Annotated in this window: 9 protein-coding genes; 1 reads left to right on the forward strand and 8 read right to left on the reverse strand. The window is 67.5% G+C overall.

Going from position 1 to position 15,400, the window contains the following annotated elements:
- Nucleotides 1-76: 76 nt before the first annotated feature.
- The 8 genes from G3I77_RS27485 to G3I77_RS27520 all read right to left on the reverse strand — a co-directional run bounded on the left by G3I77_RS27485 (nucleotide 77) and on the right by G3I77_RS27520 (nucleotide 12,071).
- On the reverse strand, nucleotides 77-307 hold the full coding sequence (locus G3I77_RS27485) for an RICIN domain-containing protein (protein WP_308311422.1): 231 nt from the start codon (nucleotides 305-307) through the stop codon (nucleotides 77-79).
- Between the two features lie 55 nt (nucleotides 308-362).
- Nucleotides 363-3,299, reverse strand: coding sequence for a discoidin domain-containing protein (locus tag G3I77_RS27490; protein ID WP_248507997.1), 2,937 nt, complete (start codon nucleotides 3,297-3,299; stop codon nucleotides 363-365).
- Nucleotides 3,300-3,391: 92 nt separating this feature from the next.
- The gene (locus tag G3I77_RS27495; protein ID WP_248507998.1) at nucleotides 3,392-4,864 is read right to left on the reverse strand and encodes a glycoside hydrolase family 32 protein; all 1,473 of its coding nucleotides are present in this window, start codon (nucleotides 4,862-4,864) and stop codon (nucleotides 3,392-3,394) included.
- A gap of 100 nt (nucleotides 4,865-4,964) precedes the next feature.
- Nucleotides 4,965-7,262, reverse strand: a complete 2,298-nt coding sequence (locus G3I77_RS27500) for a glycoside hydrolase family 3 N-terminal domain-containing protein (protein WP_374387061.1) — start codon at nucleotides 7,260-7,262, stop codon at nucleotides 4,965-4,967.
- A gap of 167 nt (nucleotides 7,263-7,429) precedes the next feature.
- The gene (locus tag G3I77_RS27505; RefSeq protein WP_248507999.1) at nucleotides 7,430-8,317 is read right to left on the reverse strand and encodes a carbohydrate ABC transporter permease; all 888 of its coding nucleotides are present in this window, start codon (nucleotides 8,315-8,317) and stop codon (nucleotides 7,430-7,432) included.
- Nucleotides 8,318-8,323: 6 nt separating this feature from the next.
- A complete protein-coding gene (locus tag G3I77_RS27510; RefSeq protein ID WP_189722532.1) occupies nucleotides 8,324-9,310 on the reverse strand; it encodes a carbohydrate ABC transporter permease in 987 nt (328 codons plus the stop codon).
- Between the two features lie 48 nt (nucleotides 9,311-9,358).
- Nucleotides 9,359-10,657, reverse strand: coding sequence for an extracellular solute-binding protein (locus G3I77_RS27515; RefSeq protein WP_248508000.1), 1,299 nt, complete (start codon nucleotides 10,655-10,657; stop codon nucleotides 9,359-9,361).
- 406 nt (nucleotides 10,658-11,063) lie between these two features.
- Nucleotides 11,064-12,071, reverse strand: a complete 1,008-nt coding sequence (locus G3I77_RS27520; protein WP_248508131.1) for a LacI family DNA-binding transcriptional regulator — start codon at nucleotides 12,069-12,071, stop codon at nucleotides 11,064-11,066.
- Nucleotides 12,072-12,610: 539 nt separating this feature from the next.
- Between G3I77_RS27520 and G3I77_RS27525 the strand changes: the two genes are divergently transcribed.
- Nucleotides 12,611-15,169 carry a GH32 C-terminal domain-containing protein gene (locus G3I77_RS27525; protein ID WP_282574029.1) on the forward strand — a complete coding sequence of 853 codons (2,559 nt, stop codon included), beginning with the start codon at nucleotides 12,611-12,613 and terminating at the stop codon, nucleotides 15,167-15,169.
- The last annotated feature ends 231 nt before the right edge of the window (nucleotides 15,170-15,400 follow it).

A 15,400-nucleotide genomic window follows, 5' to 3' on the forward strand; every position in this document is an offset into this window, starting at 1 on the left:
GACGTGACGAGCGGCTGCGGTTGAGCGCGTCGTGGCATCTGTCCCGCGGAGGGTAGGGGCAGGAGGGGACGATCCGTCACTGCTGGTGCGTCTGTGACGTGTACGGCTGCTGCTCGATGCCGGCTCCGTTGGCGGTGCTGCCCTCGTCGACGGCGAGGGCGAGCCCGCTGTAGCGGTTGATGAGGAGGTAGTGCCCGTCACCGGTGGGCGTGACGGCCCAGTGCTGCTGGGGGGGGGCGTCGGCGTCTCCCCAGACGCCGACGGTGCCGCCGTCCGCGCGGGACAGGCTCTGGATTTCAAGAGGCACTTCCTCTACGCCGGGGGCAAGACCAACGCGGCCGCCCCACATGAAATCCCCAAGGTCAGTTGTAGACGTTGAATTCTGCGACTGACCACCAGCTACGCGCAACATTGCCGGTATTGACGACCTTGATGTAGCGAGCTGTCTGCGTCGGGAAGGAAATCAAGTGGACTCGTTGGCCGTCCGCTACGGACGTGACCTTGGTCCAGTCGGTTTCATCCGTGGATACGTATACGTCTGCGCTTCGCGCATAGTCGCTGACACTGCCGCCGACATCCAGCACGATCTTGTCGAAGGTCTGTGTCTGCCCCATGTCCACTTGGATCCAGAGGCCGTCGTACTGCCCTGTTCCGGAGCTGTACCGGGTGTCGGAATGGCCATCGAGCATGTTTCCGGGCGCATCCCACTGGCTTGCGTCCGAAGCCTTTGCGGTCCAGCCTGTCCGCGGCAGCGCAGGACCAAGATCTATGACGTCGAACGATGATCCACCTGCGTCTGCTCCGCTGGCCCCCTTCACGGAAACCGTGACCTTCCCCGCTGGAAGCCCCTTCGGAACGTAGGCGCTGATGCTCGTGTCCGACCAGGTGTCTATTTCGGCATAGCTCGATCCGAAGTACACCGTACCCAGCCCCTGTGCATCGCCGAAACCAGAACCGCGAATCGTGAATTTGGAGCGCGGCATTCCTCGTTCCGGCTTCAATTCGCTGAAGGCCGGCGATGGGAAGCTTGACAGCTTCTTGGTGGTGAACATCGCCGAGGTGCCGCTTGGCAGCGTATAGGTGTACGAGCCGTCGGTGGATATCTTGAAACTCTTGTTTTCGGTGGTCCCGTTGAATACTACGGATACCTGTGCCCCCTCCTTGCTGGTCCAGGTCTTCAGCTGGAGGCCGTTCGATACTGCTGTAGGAGCTGTGATCGAGCCGGTTCCACGCGCAGACCCGTACACCTCGATGTCGCCGATGGCCCACCAGAAACCGGATGCCGCGGTACTGACGATGCGAATGTACTGTGCCGTTCGGGTCGGCAACGTGACGGCTATCTTGCCGATGCCCCCGCTGCCGCTCGCAACCGCGCCGCCCCAATCGGCACCGTCGTTCGAAACGTAGATCTGGTACCTGGTGACGTAGTCGAACGAATTGTTCACGCCGGTGTCGAGGACGATTCTGTTGAAGCTCGTGGGGCTCCCCAGGTCGATCTGGAACCAGTCGCCGCTCGTCGTCCCGTGCCCGAGGCTCCACTTTGTGTTGATGTCGCCGTCGATCGCGTTCGCGGCCACCCCCCAGTCCGGCTGCGCGGAAGCCGTGGCGGTCCACTTGCTACGGCTCAGTGCCCTTCCTGTCGTCTGGACGGAAGCTCCGATCGGAAGGGAGTACGTGACCAGCTTGTTTCCGGTACGGATGGCGTTCTGGTAGGGCAGCAGTGCCGGATCGTACGTGACGGTGATCGGGCCGGATGTCGACGTGAATGTGAAGTCGTGTGTCGGGTCCGAGACCTTGGTCGCTGCGGGGGTACGGCCGCTCTGCGCAGGCCCGGAGTACGTGAAGGTGACGGCGTCGCCGGCGTTCAGGGTGTAGTCGAACGAGTGTGTCCCGTCCGCGACGCTGAAGGTTCTCGCGGCGCTGCCCGAGTTGTGGGCGATCAGGACCTTCGATCCGTCCGGGTTCTGGAACGCGACGTTCTCTATGCTTCCTTCGCCGAAGGTGTTCGAGTAGATCCGGCGTGCTCCGGGCTTGACGAACCTGCTGGCGTGGGCGAGGGCGTGGTAGTCCACGTTGTAGGTCACCCGTCCGTCGGCCGGGTCGATCGTGAGCAAGCCCCGAAGCATGGGTATGCCGGCCGTGTCGCTGTTGAGCGGGCCCCGATCGGGGTCGAGTGCGATGTTCCACAGCATCACCCCGTTTGCCCAGTTGCGCGTTCCGTTGATGATCCACGTTCCCAGTGCTTCGCTGAACGCCGTCTGGTCGCTGTCCTGCCAAACGCCTCCGGTGGCTTCTGTGATGAAGGTTTCCTTGCTCGGGTAGTCGTTGTGGACCACTGTCTGGTAGTTCGGGTTGCCGCTGTAGATGTGCCATCCGGTTCCCGCGGTGTACTTGGAGGCTGCGGGATCGCTGAAGATCGTCTCCGGATACGAGGGCACGTCCCAGTTGTGGTCCCAAGCCAGGATCCTCGTGGAGATTCCGTTGGCTTCGAACGCCTTGCCGATCTCCTGGATCAACTCGGCTTCCTGGTACGCGGACAGGAACATTCCGGGCCAGGTGGGAGTACCCATGGGTTCGTTCTGCGGGGAAATGTAGGAGATGGGCACGCCGGCTTCGCCATAGGCGTGGATGAACTTGACGAAGTAGTTGGCCAGCGCGGAGGTGTACTCGCTCCTGAGGGTGCCTCCGATCATGGAGTCGGAGGTCTTCATCCAGCCTGGTGGGCTCCACGGGTTGGCCATGATCTTGATGGACGGGTTGAGTGAGAGGGCCTGCCGCAACGCCGGAATGATGTACGGCACGTCATGCTGGACGGAGAAGTCGGACAGCGTGGGGTCCGTTTGTCCTGCGGGCATGTCGTTGTAGGAGTAGTTCCCGGACGCGTTGAAATCCGTGGCGCCCATCGGAGAGCGGAGCAGGCTGAGGCCGATTCCCTTCGAGGGATCGAACAGCTTCTTCATCAGCTTGGTCCGCTCGGCGGTGGACAGCTTGTCGATGAGCCAGGCGGAGGAGTCGGTCATGGCCGCGCCGAAGCCCTGGACCTTCTGGTACTTGACGCTGTCGTCGATCTTGATCGTCAGCGGGTTGGCCGTTCTCTTCGCCTTGAAGAGCACATCGTCCTGGCCGGCGACCCACTTGTCGGCCGATACGTCCGTCAGCCACACACGGACGGAATTGTCACGTGAGGCTCGCTTCAGCTGCGGGGCGGCGATGGCGTTGCCGGAAACCTGGGTCCAGGCGGTGGCGACACCGACTGCGGTGGCCAGGAACCGGCGTCGTCCGAGACCGTATGACCTCATGGAAGATCCTCCTTCGGACCTGCTTGTTCAGTACGTGGGAGAGTGGGTGGGACACAGTGCCGAGGTGGGGGATCGACCGGTTGGAGTCGGTTCTACGGCGACGGCGGCGCCGACTCTGCGGCGCCGGTGCTCGGCTCCTTGATCACGAGCGGGTGCAGGTCCCACGCGTCGACCGCGAAGCCGAGGCGCGTACCCGGGGCGGTGCGGGCCTGCAGTCGCCACGGGCTCTGCCCTGTGGGGTAGAAGCGCAGGGTGAGGACCTGGCCGGTGGTGATCAGGAAGATTTCGGCGATGGAGTGGTCGACGACGACGCGCAGGTCGACGGGCCTGTCCGGCGGGCAGTGCATCCGGTGGGAACCGCCGCGGGCCCGGCTGTCCAGTGAGGCGTGGTCACGGTCGACGACGAGTTCGCCCGCGTCCACGTCCAGACGGATGTCGAGGTACTCGGCGCCGTCCGGGGTGGTGACCAGCCGCAGGCCGGCGTTTCCGGTCGGCTCCAGACGGGCCGTCAGGTCGAAGGCGCGGCCCACGGTGCCCAGGTCCACCGGCTGCGAGCCGTGCGTCGCGCCTGTGGCGGTGATGGTGTGTCGGCCGCGCAGGGCGAGCAGTTCGGTGGCGGGCCGCTGGCGCAGTGTGCCGTCGTCGTGGACGTGGATCTCGCGGGGCAGGGTGAGGACCCCGGTCCATCCGTCCGCGACGGCCCAGGCTTCGTCGCGGGCTTCCCACGACCAGCCCCACAGCAGCCACCGGTCGCCCGGTGCGCGCAGCAGGGCCGGTGCGTAGCAGTCGGGGCCGTGGTCGACGGGCACCGCTGAGCCCGCCTTGAAGTGGCCGTCATGCTCGTCGCCGATCAGGGCCGCGACGCTCTGCGGACCGGTGGGTTCGGTCCAGGTGCTGAAGAGGAGGGCGCCGCGTCCGTCTGCTGCCGGGAGGTATTGCGGGCATTCCCAGCCCTCCCCGGTGAGCAGGTCGGTGCCATCGACGGGCTCCGGATGGCGGGTGGCGAAGGGCCCCCGGTAGGCCCAGTTCTCCAGGTCGGGCGAGTCGTAGACGAGGGCGGCGGCGCGGCCGTCCGCTAGGGCGGCGCCGACCAGCATCCGCCAGCCGTCGCCGTCCTGCCAGACGTACGGGTCGCGGTACATGGTGCAGCCCTCGGGCAGCTCGGGGATGACCAGTTCACCACTCGGGCTGAACGTCCGGCCGCTGTCCCGGGAGACGGCGCGGGTGACCGGCTGGTGCTGGAACGAGCGGTCCTCGCGGTGCGCGGAGTAGAAGGCGACCAGCCGTTCGCCGTCGGAGACGGCGTTACCGGAGAAGCAGCCGTCGGCGTCCAGGCCACCGGGGGTCGGGGACAGGGCGATCGGCAGCGGCTCCCAGCTCAGCAGGTCGGGGCTGCGGAAGTGGCCCCAGTGCATGTTGGCGTGGGTTGCTCCGTGCGGGTTGTACTGGTAGCACACGTGGTAGTGGCCGTCGTGGAAGACCAGCCCGTTGGGGTCGTTGATCCAGTTGCGGGGCGGGCGCAGGTGCGCGACGGGGAAGTGTGGATCGCGGGGTGGGGTGGACACACGCGTGCCTTTCGGTATGACAGGGGACCGCCCCGCCGGCCCTCTGGTTCGCGGGGCGGCGGGCCGACGGGGCGGTGGTCTTCAAGCCGGTGTGCGGCCTTCAGGTCCGGATGCGGAATTCCACGTTCAGCTGCTGCTCCCGCCGTGAGCTGGGGCCGACGCGGAGTGCGAACTCGCCTGGTTCGACCACTCGGCGGTTGTCGGCTGTGACGAGAGAGCACTGGGAGGCAGGGATGCTGATGCGGACGTCCAGGCTTTCGCCGGGAGGTATTTCAACCTGGGTGAAACCCTTCAGCTCCTGCTCGGCCCAGGTGACGCTGGTGGTCAGGTCGCTGACGTACGCCTGGACCGTTTCCACGGCCCTGCGGCTGCCGCTGTTGGTGAGCCGCACCGTGGCGTCGACGGTGCCGTCGGCGGAGACCTCCGGGTCGTGCACGACCAGGTCGGAGTAGGTGACCGTGGTGTAGGTGAGGCCCTCGCCGAACGCGTACAGAGGGTCCTGTGTGAGATCCGCATAGCGGCTCCCGTGCTGGCCTCGCACTTGGTTGTAGAAGACCGGTTGCTGTCCGACGTGACGTGCGAAGGAGACCGGGAGCCGGCCGCTGGGTTCGATGAGTCCGAGAAGCAGTTCGGCGACGGCGCGGCCACCGCGCATGCCCGGGTTGAACGCCTCGATGAGGGCTGCCGCGTTCAGTGCCGACTCCGGGAGGGTGCTCGGCTTGGACTGGGCCAATACGACGATCATCGGTGTGCCGGTGGCGGCGACCGAGTCCAGCAGCGCGATCTGGCCTCCCTGGAGGTCGAGCGTCGCCGTGGAGCGCACCTCGCCGGTGAGGGCGATGGTGTCCCCCACGACCACGATGGCGTAGTCGGCGGCCTCCGCGGCGGCGGTGGCCTTTCGAAGCTGTGCCTGGTCGACCGGGGCGGGGGTGAAGACGGATGGCTGCGGTTGGCCGTCGGGCCCGAGGGACCACTCGGGGTTGGATGCGGGGCTTTCGATGTCGGCTCCGCGGGCGTACGTGATGGTCCAGTCGGCCGGTGCGACGGCGCGAAGGCCGTCGAGCACCGTCTCCACCGACTCGCGTGGATGTCCTTCGGGCATCCACGGGACCTGCCCGGTGGCGCCCGCCCAGTCGCCGAGCATGGCTTGCGTGCTGTCGGCGTTGGGGCCGATGACCGCGATCGTCCGCGGCCTGTCCCGGCTCCCGGCGCGCCCCGTTCCGTCCGAGGCCAACCCGCCCTCGAGGGGCAGGATCCCCTCGTTGCGCAGCAACACCAGGGAGCGTCGGGCGGTTTCGAGGTTGAGGTCGGCGTGCGCGCGGCAGCCGATCACCTGCGCCTGCCGCTCGGGGTCGGGGGCGCGGGGGTTCTCGAAAAGTCCGAGCTCGAACTTCAGCCGCAGAACCCGCCGTACCGCGTCATCGATCTGCTTCTCTTCGATCAGGCCGCGGGCGACCGCCTCCTGGGCGCCCTCGAAGAACTGCGGCGTGGCCATGATGAGGTCGTTCCCGGAGTTGACGGCGACCGCCGCCGCCTCGGCGTAGTCGGCGCAGGTCCGCTGGTCGTAGACCATCCGGCCGACGTTGTCCCAGTCGGTCACCAGCGTCCCGGTGAAGCCCCACTCGCCCTTGAGTACGTCGTTGATCAGCCACCGATGCGCGGTGATGGGCACCCCGTCGATGGACTGGTAGCCGAGCATGAAGCCGCGGCATCCGGCCCGTACCGCCTGCTCGAAGGGGGGCAGGAACCACGAGCGCAGCTTGCGGGGGCTGAGATCGGCTTCGCTGGCGTCGCGCCCGCCCAGGGTTTCGGAGTAGCCCGCGAAGTGCTTCGCATACGCCAGCACGGCTGTCGGGTCGCTGAGGCCGTCGCCCTGGTAGCCGCGTACCATCGCCGCCCCGAGTTCACCGATCAGGAACGGGTCCTCGCCGAACGTCTCGTTGATCCGGCCCCAGCGCAGGTCCCGGGTGATGCACAGCACCGGGGAGAACGTCCCGTGGATTCCGGTCGCCGCGATCTCGGTCGCGGCCGCTCGGGCGACTCGGTGGAGCAGGGAGGGGTCCCACGTGCAGGCCATGGCCAGCTGGGTCGGGAAGATGGTCGCCCCCGGCCAGAACGAGTGGCCGTGGATGCCGTCGTCGGCTGTCAGCAGCGGTATGCCGAGCCGTGTCCGCCGGGCCAGTTCCATGGCCTGCGGCATGAGGTCGGGAGACACATGCAGGACTGCCCCGGCCAGCTTGGCCGACACGATGTCCGCCAGGTCCCCGTGTTGTGCGTCGAGCATCAGCAGCTGCCCGACCTTCTCCGGCAGGGTCATCCGGGACAGCAAGTCGTCGGTTCTCGCTTCCACGGACACTTCCGGATCCAGGTACGCGGCAGAGTGGACCGGCTGTCCCACGGTGTTCTCCAAGAGATGAGTCGTCACAGATCAGAGAGTTGATGGGCGACGGTGAGTGCTTCGTCGCGCGAACCTTGCCGCCCGGCGCGGCGGGGCTCGCGTGCCGTCCGTCCGCCGCTCTGGGCGGGACAGGTACGGCATGGGGCGGCGGGGCGGGAGCCGGGGTGTCACTTCAGGCCGGTGGTGGCGATGCCGGCCACGAACTGTCGCTGGAAGAGCAGGAAGACGATCATCACCGGCAGCAGGACGACCATGGCGCCGGCGAGCAGGATGCCGAAGCGGGTGAAGGACTGTCCGCTGCTGGCCAGGGCGAGGCCGACGGGGAGGGTGTACTGGCTCTCGTTCTGGGCGACGACCAGGGGCCACAGGAAGTTGTTCCAGGAGCCGAGGAAGGTGATGATCCCGAGGGTGGCGAGGGCCGGCTTGGTCAGCGGAAGGATGATCTTCGCGAAGATGGCCAGTTCGCGGCAGCCGTCGACGCGGGCGGCGTCGATCAGTTCGTCGGGCAGGGTGGAGATGAACTGCCGCATCAGGAACACCCCGAAGGGCGTGGCCAGGAACGGCAGGATCAGCCCGAGCAGGGAGCCTGTCAGCTGCATGTTGGCCACCAGCACGTACAGCGGGACGAAGGTGACCAGGCCGGGGATCATGAGGGTCCCCATGACCAGCAGGAAGACGGCGCGCTGTCCGCGGAACTCCAGCTTGGCCAGGGCGTATCCGAGCATCGAGCAGAAGATCAGGTTGCCCGCGGTCACGGCGAGGGCCACGATCACGGAGTTGGCGAACATGCTCGTGAAGTCGAGCGTGCTGAACAGCTCACCGTAGTTGGCGGTCGTGGGCGCCGTGGGGATCAAGACGGGCGGGACCCTGCGGATGTCGGCCTCGGGCTTGAACGACCCGGACAGCATCCACAGGAACGGCGCGATCATCAGCAGCAGGGCGCCGGCGAGCGGTAGGTACAGCCAGGGCCGGCCCCAGTTCTGCCGGATGCGGCGGCGCCTCAGGGCGCGGTCCGTGCCCGGTTGTGGCGTTCGGAGAGTGGAGAGGGTGCTCATGAGGCATCAGTCCTTGTCTCGCAGCACGCGGAACTGCAGCACGGTCAGCGCGACGATGAGGACGAAGATGACGTAGCCGGCGGCCGACGCCATCTCGTAGTTGCCGTTGCCGAACTGTTTGTAGGCGTACAACGTCGCCGACAGGGTGGAGTCCAGCGGTCCGCCATCGGTCATCACGAACGGCTCGTCGAAGAACTGCAGATAGCCGATGCCGGTGGTCACGGCGGTCAGCAGCAGGGCCGGCCGCAGGAGCGGGAAGGTGACCCGCCAGAACCGCTGCCACGGCCCGGCGCCGTCGAGTTCGGCCGCCTCCATCAGGGATTGGGGCACGGACTGCAGACCAGCCAGCATGATGATCATGACCGTGCCGAGGTTGCGCCACACCGCCATCACGATCATGACGGGCAGGGCGAAGCGGGTGTCCGCCAGCCAGGCCGGACCGTCGATCCCGAACCAGCCCAGGACGAGGTTCGCCAGTCCCGCGCGCGGTTCCAGGAGCGTCTTCCACACCACGGCGACGGCCACGATGCTGGTGATCACCGGCAGGTAGAAGCCGACCCGGAAGACGGCCCGGAAGCGGCGGATGCCCCGGTCGAGGGCAACCGCCGCCGCGAGCCCGGCGGCCAGGGTCAGGGGCAGGGCCACCAGGACGAACACGGCCGTATTGCGCAGAGCCGTGAAGAACTGCGGGTCCTCAAAGAGGCGTACGTAGTTGTCGAAGCCGACGAACGACACGCTCAGCGGTGTGCGCAGGTCCGCGCTCTTGGTGTCGGTCAGGCCCATCAGCAGCGACCACACCACCGGCAGCAGCATGAAGGCCAGGAACAGCGCGAGGAACGGGGCGGCGAGGACCCAGGCGGCCCGGGCCTGCCTGCCGCGCGCCGTGCTCCGGAGCCCGGAGTGCCGGCGATCGGCACTCCGTTCCGACCCTGCGGTGCCCTGCTCGTGAGTGTCGCCCCGCTCGGGGAGCGTTTTCGTGGACATGGATGTCATCCGTCCGTACGAGGGTTGTCCGTACGAGGGGTACGCACGCGGCGGCGCTCAGCGGCCGGTGCCGATGCTGGTGGCCTTGGACTGCAGCGTCTTCTGCACCTCGGCGACGGTGGCCTTGCCGAGGGTGAGCTTCTCCAGTTCGGAGTCGATGGTGTCGGCGATCTGCTGCCAGGTCGTGATGGCGGGCGGCGCCTTGCTGACCTCGAGCTGCTCGGCGAACGCCTTCAAGGTCTCGTCCTCGGTCAGCTTCCCCTCGGTCCACGCCTGGGGCGAAGGAGGCAGGCTGCCGGTGGCCTTGGAATAGGTCGCGAGGTTGGCGGGCTCGGTCAGGAACTGGGCGAACTTCCATGCCGCGTCGGGGTTCTTGGCCTCCTTGAACACCGCCAGGTCGCTGCCGCCGGCGAACCCGGCGGGTTGCTTGGTGTACGGCATCGGCATGGTCTTCCACTTGCCGTCCAGCTCCGGGGCGTCCTTGTGGAGGCTGCCGCCGGCCCACGCACCCTCCTGGTAGACGGCGATCAGCCCGTCGCGGAAGCCCTGCACGTTGTCCGACCTGTCGGTCGGCGCCAGGCCCTGCTTGGGAACGCTCGCGTAGTCCTGCAGCGCCTTGGCGACCTCGGGCGAGTCGAAGGTGAACTTCCCGGTCTTGGCGTCGTAGATGTCACCGCCCTGCTGCCAGACCATCGGCACCCAGAAGATCCAGGAGTTGAAGCCCATCACCAGCCCGCTGGCATGGCGCAGCTTGGGGTTCTCCTTGCCGGTGGTGGCCTGGATGGCCTTGAGGTCCTTCAGGTACCCGGCCCGGTCGCTGGCCAGGGCGCCCTTGATACCGGCCTTCTTGGTGATGTCGGTCCGGTAGAAGACCGCTTGGGTGTCGGCGATGAACGGGACGCCGTAGGAGATGCCCTTGTACTTGGTGGTGTCCCACTGGCCGGGGTAGAAGTCCGAGGGCTTGATCGACGTCGGTGTGGCCTGGAAGCCGTTCAAGGCGGCCATCTCGGCCATCCAGGTGCTGCCCACCATGGACATGTCCGGTGTGTTGCCGCCGGCTATCGCGGTGGTCAGCTTGTCGTGGGCGCCGTCCCACGGGACCGCGGTGATCTTGACGTCTGCGTCCGGATTCTCCTGCTCGAACTTCTTGGCCAGTTCCTTCAGGTCGTCGTCGGGGTCGCCCATGGACCACATGACCACCGTCCCCTTGGCCTTGCCCGCGCCGATCTCGGCGGGGGCATCGTTGCCGGGGCCGGCGTCCTCGCTCCGGCCGCAGCCGGTGGCCACGAGGGCTGCCGTGACGGTGACGCACAGGGTCTGGACGGTTCTGACAGCGTGACGGGTAGTGATACGCATGATGCGGCTCCTTGCCATTGAGCGAGACAGGCGCGGGGGGCGGCGAAGGGTAGGAAGGGGTGGGCGCCCGGATGGGCCGGCTCACGAGTGGGCAGCGTCTGTGGTGACAGCGGCGGTGGTTCCTCGCGGGTCGCGGTGGGAGCGTCCGACGCGGAGTGGGGAGTGGCCGGGCGGGATGTGCCAGGCGCCCCTTCGGTGTCCCGGATCGGGAAACGGCCGGCGGAAAGTGCAGGTGGGCGGTGCCGCGTGAACGCAGGCGCGGCCGCCGGATGTGGTGAGGAAGGCGCCGAAGAGGGTCGCCCAGGTTTCAAGGAGAGAGGTTTCAAGGAGACGGGGGCGGTGCGTCACCGGCAACGCACCGCCCGGCCGCGAGGCGCCATCACTTACGCATCGCGATGACGCCGCGTCAGTTCGAACTCGGCTCTAACGTCGAGCCACGGATCACGAGGCTGGTGGGAACGATGCGCGAGGGAGCGGCCTCCGGCGATCTGCGCACGTGGTCGAGCAGCAGGCGAGCCGCCGCCTCACCCATTTCCCGCATCGGCTGGCGGATGGTGGTCAGCGCCGGATAGGTGTACGACGCCACCTCGACGTCGTCGAACCCCACCACGGCGACATCCCGCGGAATCTTGAGGCCGGCCTCGTGCAGGGCCGCGATCACGCCGGCTGCCAAGGGGTCGTTGTGCCCGAAGACCGCGTCGAACTCCACGCCGTCCGCGAGAGCTTGCGCCACCGCGCTCCGGCCGTCGTCGAACAGGAAGTCGCCGCAGATGATTCTGCGTGGGTCCAATTCGATCCCGGCCTGCGCATACGCGTCGACGAAGCCGCCCAGCCGTTCCTGCGTGCACCCGTACTCATCAGGGCCGGTCACCACCAGAGGGCGACGGCGGCCGATGTCCAGCAGGTGGCGCGCCGCCTGCACACCGCCCTCCCGGTTGGTGGTGGCCACGTAGGGGAATCCCGGCCGCTGGAAGCGGTCGTCGATCAGCACCACCGGCAGTCCGGCCTCGTGCAGTTCCGTGATGGATCCCAGGGCCCCTTCGGGCTCTATCACCAGCAGCCCGTCGAACGACTTGGCAGCGACCTGCAGGCCCAGCCTGCGCAGTGACTCCTCACCGCGGTTCCAGGTCAGCATCCGCAGCCCGAAGCCCTCGGCCTCCAGCGTTTCGACGACCGCCTGCACTATGCCGGCCCAGGCCCAGGCCAGGTCAGGTACCAGCATGCCGATCATCTGTGTCGTGCCGCGTGCGAGCCCCACTGCCCCGGCGCTCGGCACATAACCGAGTTCCGATATCGCCTTGCGGACCTTCAAGACGGTGTTCTCGTTGATCTCGCCCTTGCCGTTCAGCACCCGCGAGACCGTCGTCTTGCTGACCCCGGCCCGCGTGGCCACGTCGGCGATAGTGACTCCCATGTCACCTCCCCTCCCTTCCTGCAGAGGCGGAAGACTTCCCTCCCGCACCGAAGGGCCGATCGTACAGAGCCCCGTGGAACCGGTACCGGAATCGGTCCCGGAACCGGTTTCGGTAGCGGTTCCGGCAGTGAAGCACCGAAAGGCCCGACCGGTCAACAGGCCGGAAACAACTCGTTCACCGGCCCGTCTCGGCGTCGACGATGAGGCCGAAGCTTGCCGGGCGGCCCCCACCCCACCCCTCTGACCTGGGCGGTCACCGAACCCGAGGCCGCCAATGCCAACGGGTCGGCGCGGTTCGCGACCACCGACGACAGCCGATGACCTGCCGGTCATGCCGGAGCAATCGCGCCCGGACCGTTGACGCGGAGGCCGGATTGGGCTTCATAATCGGGCACTCGCTGTCATCGATGACACAAGTCAACGATGACACCCTCGGCCGACGGCACGGAAGCCGGTATCGGCCTGGGGTGCACTTTTCGGTCCGTCGCGCAGAAGCCGCAGTCACCGCTGCGTGGACGGCCGCGGGACTAGGAGACACCATGAGCTCTGCACGCGTATCCCGGCATGCCCGGATACGGCTGATGGCGGCGGTGGCGACCGTCTGCGCCCTGTCCGCAGCTCCGCTCGCCCCTCAGGCCGTCGCTGCGGACACCCCGCCGTACACCGAGACCTACAGACCCCAGTTCCACTTCACTCCGGAGAAGAACTGGATGAACGACCCCAACGGGCTCGTCTATTACAAGGGCGAGTACCACCTCTTCTACCAGTACAACCCCAACGGCAACACCTGGGGCGACATGTCCTGGGGGCACGCGGTGAGCAAGGACTTCGTGCACTGGGAGGAGTTGCCGCTCGCTCTGTCGCACGACGACGAGGAGATGGTGTTCTCCGGCGGCGCGGTCGTCGACTGGAACAACACCACCGGCTTCGGCACCAGGAAGAACCCGCCCATGGTGGCGATCTACACCAGCGCCTACAAGAACGGCGGCAAGCAGGCCCAGTCACTCGCCTACAGCACCGACCGCGGCCGCACCTGGACCAAGTACCAGGGCAATCCCGTCCTCGACATCGGCTCCGACAACTTCCGCGACCCCAAGGTCCAGTGGCACGAGCCGACCAAGAGCTGGCTGATGACGGTGTCGCTGTCCGCCGAGCACAAGGTGCGGTTCTACTCGTCGAAGAACCTCAAGGACTGGGACCTGCTCAGCGAGTTCGGGCCGGCCGGCGCGACGGGCGGCGTGTGGGAGTGCCCCGACCTGTTCCCCCTCGCGGTCGACGGGGACGAGAACGACATCAAGTGGGTCCTGGTCGTCAACATCAACCCCGGTGGCATCGCGGGCGGTTCGGGCTCGCAGTACTTCATCGGCGACTTCGACGGCGAGAAGTTCACCGCCGAGGACAAGGGCACCTACACCCCGCCCACCGGCACGGTGGTGCAGGACTTCGAGGGCACCGACTTCGGTTCGTGGACGACGACCGGAACCGCGTTCGGCCAGGGACCGGCAACCGGGGCGGTGGACTGGCAGGGGGCCGTCGAGGGCTTCGACGGCAGGGGTCTCGCCAACAGCTTCCACGGCGGTGACGGGACCACCGGCACCCTCAGCTCGCCCGAGTTCACCGTCGACAGCCCCTACTTGAACTTCAAGGTCGGCGGCGGACGGCATCCACACGAGGCCGGAACCGTCATGGACAGGACTCCGCCCGAGGGCACGGTCCTCGCCGACTTCGAAGGCGGAACCTACGGCGACTGGACGGCGACCGGAGACGCCTTCGGCAGCGCACCGGCCAACGGCACCCTCCCCGACCAGGGGCAAGTCTCCGGCTTCCTGGGAGACGGGCTGGCCAACACCTTCCTGAACGGCGACTCCACCACCGGCACCCTTACCTCGCCCGAGTTCACCATCGACAGGAAGTACATCAACTTCCTCATCGGTGGAGGCAACCACCCGGCCGGCTCCGACCACCCGACCGCCGTCGAGCTCCTCGTGGACGGCCAGGTCGTCCGCGGCGCCACCGGAAAGGACGCCGAGGCTCTCAACTGGGCCTCCTGGGACGTCGAGGACCTCGTCGGCCAGAAGGCGCGGATCAGGATCGTCGACGACAACACCGGCGGCTGGGGCCACATCAACGTCGACCACATCATGCTGTCCGACGCCGAGGCGCAGCCCGTCTCCCAGGAGACGTCCGTCAACCTGGTCGTCGACGGCAAGGTCGTCCGCAGCGCGACCGGCGCCGACAGCGAGACCCTGGACTGGGCGTCCTTCGACCTGCGCCCGTACGCCGGCAAGAGGGCGCAGATCCAGGTCGTAGACATGAACACCGCCGGCTGGGGCCACGTCATGGCCGACCAGTTCACCGCCGCCGACAAGCCCGCCCTCTCCGCCGTACAGCGCGCCGACTGGGCCGACTACGGCAAGGACTACTACGCGGCCGTGTCCTGGGAGAACGCACCGGGCGGCAAGCGCTACATGATCGGCTGGATGAACAACTGGGACTACGGCCAATCCACCCCCACCTCCCCCTGGCGCAGCGCGCAGAGCATCCCCCGGGAAATGGCACTGCGCACGATCAACGGCCAGATCCGGCTGACCAGCAAGCCGGTGCGCAGCCTGGAGTCCCTCCGGAACAAGCGCCCGGCCACGGCGTCCGGCGTCACCGTCAAGAGCACCTCCAAGCCCCTGATCAGCCGCGCAGCCAAGGGCAAGGCGCTCGACATCGAGGCGACCTTCTCCCTCAAGGACGCCGACCGCTTGGGCCTGAAGGTGCGCACCGGCGCGGGCGGCGAGGAGACCGTCATCGGCTACGACACCACGACCCAGGAGCTGTACGTCGACCGCACCCGCTCCGGCGCCGTGGACTTCAACAGCACCTTCCCCGGCGTCCAGACGGCACCCCTGAAACCCAAGAACGGCAAGGTCACGCTGCGGATCCTCGTCGACTGGTCGTCCGTCGAGGTCTTCGGAGGCAATGGCGAAGCGGTGATCACCGACCAGATCTTCCCCGACCCCTCCAGCACCGGCGTCGAGGTCTTCGCCGAAGGCGGCACCGCCATCCTCGACCACATGCAGGCGTGGCATCTGGAGTCCATCTGGCGGTGACGAGCCGCGGGTCCGTGCGCCGGTCGCCCAGGGGCGGCGACCGGCCCGCGGCTCGGCCGAGGGGGAACCAGGCGCCGATGGGCGCCGCCGTGCGGTGCCCAGTTCAGGACGTGAGGATGGTGAGCGGCACTGAGTGCTGGGCGTCCCAAACGCCCGGGTCAGCGTCCGACTACCGTGGCTCCGCATGCCCCATACCGAGATCGACATCACCGCGGATCTGGTCCGGGACCT

Source organism: Streptomyces sp. D2-8 (assembly GCF_023184515.1).
Lineage (GTDB): Bacteria > Actinomycetota > Actinomycetes > Streptomycetales > Streptomycetaceae > Streptomyces.